The following is a 3,257-nucleotide window of genomic DNA, read 5'->3' as shown; positions in this document are numbered from 1 at the left end:
GGACGAACGGCAGGCGGCGGAAAAGGCCTACGGCGATATCGGCGTCGAGAAGATTTCCGGCGACAAGGCGGCGCTGCTGAAGGATCTCGAGCTGGCGCTGTTTGCCGGCAAGATCGCGGCTTACGCGCAAGGTTTTGCTGTGATGAGCGGCGCTTCAAAGGAATTCAACTGGAACCTGCCGATGCCGACCATTGCCAAGATATGGCGTGCCGGCTGCATCATCCGCTCGCAGATGCTGGACACGATGGCGGAGGCCTTCGGCTCAGGCGGCGCCTCGACCAATCTCCTGATGGCGCCGGCCTTCATCGCCATGATGAAGGAGGCGCATCCGTCGCTCAGGCGCATCGTGGCGCGAGCCTCCGAGGCCGGCTCACCGGTGCCGGCGCTGTCCTCGGCGCTCGCCTATTTCGACAGCTATCGCCAGGGCCGCGGCACGTCGAACCTGATCCAGGCGCAGCGCGATTTCTTCGGCGCGCACGGTTTCGAGCGCATCGGCGAGCAGGGGGCGTTCCATGGGCCGTGGGGAAGCGGCGCCGCCTAGAGTCAGGTTATGCCAGGGTGCAAAGGCGGCTTCCTGCGCTCCCGGTGCTACTCAAGCGCGCTTCCGGTTCTCGGAAGCCGCCGACTCGGCCTGACCTGACTCTCAAGTCGCGCCAGTCAACCCCGATAGGGCAGGACCTCGCTCGGTTTGCTCAGCGATTGCAGTGAGCCAGGTTCCTTGCCGCCGATCCAGCCGAGCACAGCGCGGGCAAGCTCGGAGCCGGCGAGCCGGAAATTCTCGTTCACGACCAGCAGTTCGCGCCGGAACAAATGCAGCAGTTCCGAGGACTGTTTCGACACCACGTCGACATCGCGGCCGAGTTTCAGGCCGGCGTCCTCGATGCCTGCAACAACGGCGAGCGTGGCGGCGGCGGCGCTGCTGACGATGCCGTCCGGACGGCTCTCGCGGCGCATGAGCTGCGCAGTTCGCATCCTGATCTGCTCGATCGTGTGGTCGATGGAGACGGTGTTGAACGGCACCTCGCTGGCGCCGACTTCGCTCAGCGCATCGGCAAAACCGTTCACCGTGTGGTCGTAATAGGTGAGGCCGACCGGCGGCGTCACCAGAGCCAGCCGGCGCCGGCCCATGCCGGCGAGATGGCGCACCGCCTCGCCGGCGAAAGCATAGTTGTCGAAGTCGTGATAGGGATGCACCAGCCCCATGTCGGTGCGGCCATGCGTGGCAAATGGGATGCCGCGTTCCAGCATATAGCGGGCGCGCGGGTCGTTGGGCTGCGTGCGTGAAATGATGACGCCGTCGGCGGAGCCCGTCTCCACCAGATAGCGCACCGGATCCAGCGGGTCCTGCGAGCGCGAATAGGGCGTGACGATCAGGTGATAGGGCGTGTCGGCGATCACCTCGGTGACGCCGTAGATGATGTCCGAGACGAAGCTCATCAGCTCGTGCTCGGTGTTGAGCACCAGGCTGATGACGTTGGTCTTGCCCGTCCTCAGCCTCACGCCGGCGCGGTTCGGGCGATAGCCAATCTGCTTGGCGACGAGCTGCACGCGCCGCCTGGTCTCGGCGCCGATCTCCGGCGCGTCCTTCAGCGCGCGCGAGACGGTGGTGACGCCGAGCCCGGTCATGAAGGCAAGCGTCTTCAGCGTCGGCCGTCCCTTAGCCGACGTGTCGTCGTCCTTCTCGGTTGCTCGTCTGTCCATTCGTCCCGCCCATCAGGCGCATAGCAGCCGCGAAGCCGGCCGGCAATCGCGCCCATCCATTTGCGCGGCTTTCAGTCCATGACACGGTGCAATATACTGAAACGTTACAGATTGCCAACGCCGGTGATCATCGGGCAGGTCGCACTCGTTGTGGTCAGCGCCACAGGGGTGGGCTGAAAGCTGCTGGAATCATAAGGAAATCTCGATTTACCTCTGCTTTTTGCATCAATTGGCCGCACCAGCGACTCTCCGACAGGCCCTTTGGAGAGGATTTTGTTCGTGCCCCGAAGAAATCTCATGCCGTTTCCATTCGAGGGGTTGCCTATAAGGGCCATTTGCCGTATCGAAAATCTGTAACGTTTCAGATTCTGGGAGGAACCGAAATGCGATACAAATTCCTGACCGCCGCGTTCGCCGCGACGGCCGCGCTGAACTTCGCCGGACCGGCGGCCGCGGCCGATCTCGAAGTCACGCATTGGTGGACTTCGGGCGGCGAGGCGGCGGCAGTGGCCGAACTTGCCAAGGCGTTCGACGCGACCGGCAATCACTGGGTCGACGGCGCCATCGCCGGTTCCGGCGGCACAGCGCGGCCGATCATGATCAGCCGCATCACCGGCGGCGATCCGATGGGCGCCACCCAGTTCAACCACGGCCGGCAGGCGGAGGAGCTCGTCCAGGCCGGGCTGATGCGCGACCTCACCGATCTCGCAACCAAGGAAAAGTGGACGGAAATCGTGCGGCCGAAGAGCCTGCTCGACTCGTGCACCATCGGCGGCAAGATCTATTGCGTGCCGGTCAACATCCATTCCTGGCAGTGGCTATGGCTGTCGAACGAAGCCTTCCAGAAGGCCGGCGTGCCGATGCCGAAGGACTGGAATGAATTCGTGGCGGCTGCGCCGGCGCTGGAAAAAGCCGGCATCATCCCGCTCGCCGTCGGCGGGCAGCCCTGGCAGGCGTCCGGCGCCTTCGACGTGCTGCTTGCCGCCGTCGGCGGCACCGACGCCTTCCTCAAGGTCTACAGGGACAAGGACGCCAAATTCGCAGGCGGTCCCGAAATCGCCAAGGTGTTCAAGGCCGCCGACGACGCCCGTAAGATGGCCAAGAACACCAATGTGCAGGACTGGAACCAGGCGACCAATCTGGTCATCACCGGCAAGGCCGGCGGCCAGATCATGGGCGACTGGGCGCAGGGCGAGTTCCAGGTCGCCGGCAAGACCGCCGGCAAGGACTACACCTGCCTGCCCGGCCTCGGCCTGAACGAGGTCATCGCCACCGGCGGCGACGCGTTCTACTTCCCACTGCTCAAGGATGCCGACAAGGCCAAGGCTCAGGAAGTTCTGGCCGAGACGCTGCTCGACCCGAAGACCCAGGTCGCCTTCAATCTCAAGAAGGGCTCGCTTCCGGTGCGCGGCGACGTCGACCTCAACACGGCGAACGACTGCATGAAGAAGGGCCTCGCCATCCTCGCGAAAGGCGCGGTGATCCCGTGGACCGACCAGCTCTTGTCGCAGGACAGCCAGAAGCAGAAGGAGGATCTGTTCTCCGAATTCTTCGCC

At 64.3% G+C, this 3,257-nt stretch carries 2 protein-coding genes and 1 pseudogene; 2 read left to right on the top strand and 1 reads right to left on the bottom strand.

From position 1 onward, the window contains the following. Positions 1–541 (top strand): annotated as a pseudogene (locus tag EOA60_RS25300) (NADP-dependent phosphogluconate dehydrogenase); the annotation flags it as partial. 116 nt (positions 542–657) lie between these two features. Here EOA60_RS25300 and EOA60_RS25295 read toward each other — a convergent pair. After that, on the bottom strand, positions 658–1,701 hold the full coding sequence (locus EOA60_RS25295) for a LacI family transcriptional regulator (protein ID WP_067318936.1): 1,044 nt from the start codon (positions 1,699–1,701) through the stop codon (positions 658–660). A 383-nt stretch (positions 1,702–2,084) separates the two neighbouring features. Here EOA60_RS25295 and EOA60_RS25290 point away from each other — a divergent pair. Beyond that, on the top strand, positions 2,085–3,257 hold a 1,173-nt coding region (locus tag EOA60_RS25290), incomplete at its 3' end, for an ABC transporter substrate-binding protein (protein WP_164899520.1).

The sequence above is a fragment of the Mesorhizobium sp. M1A.F.Ca.IN.020.06.1.1 genome, from assembly GCF_004023265.1.
Lineage (GTDB): Bacteria > Pseudomonadota > Alphaproteobacteria > Rhizobiales > Rhizobiaceae > Mesorhizobium.
Note: the sequence above shows the minus strand (reverse complement) of the source record. Positions and strands in the feature narration are given on the sequence as shown.

Bases quoted from the DNA above. Each gene is read 5' to 3' on its own strand.
- EOA60_RS25295 (WP_067318936.1), bottom strand. From the start codon at position 1,701: ATGGACAGACGAGCAACCGAGAAGGACGACGACACGTCGGCTAAGGGA.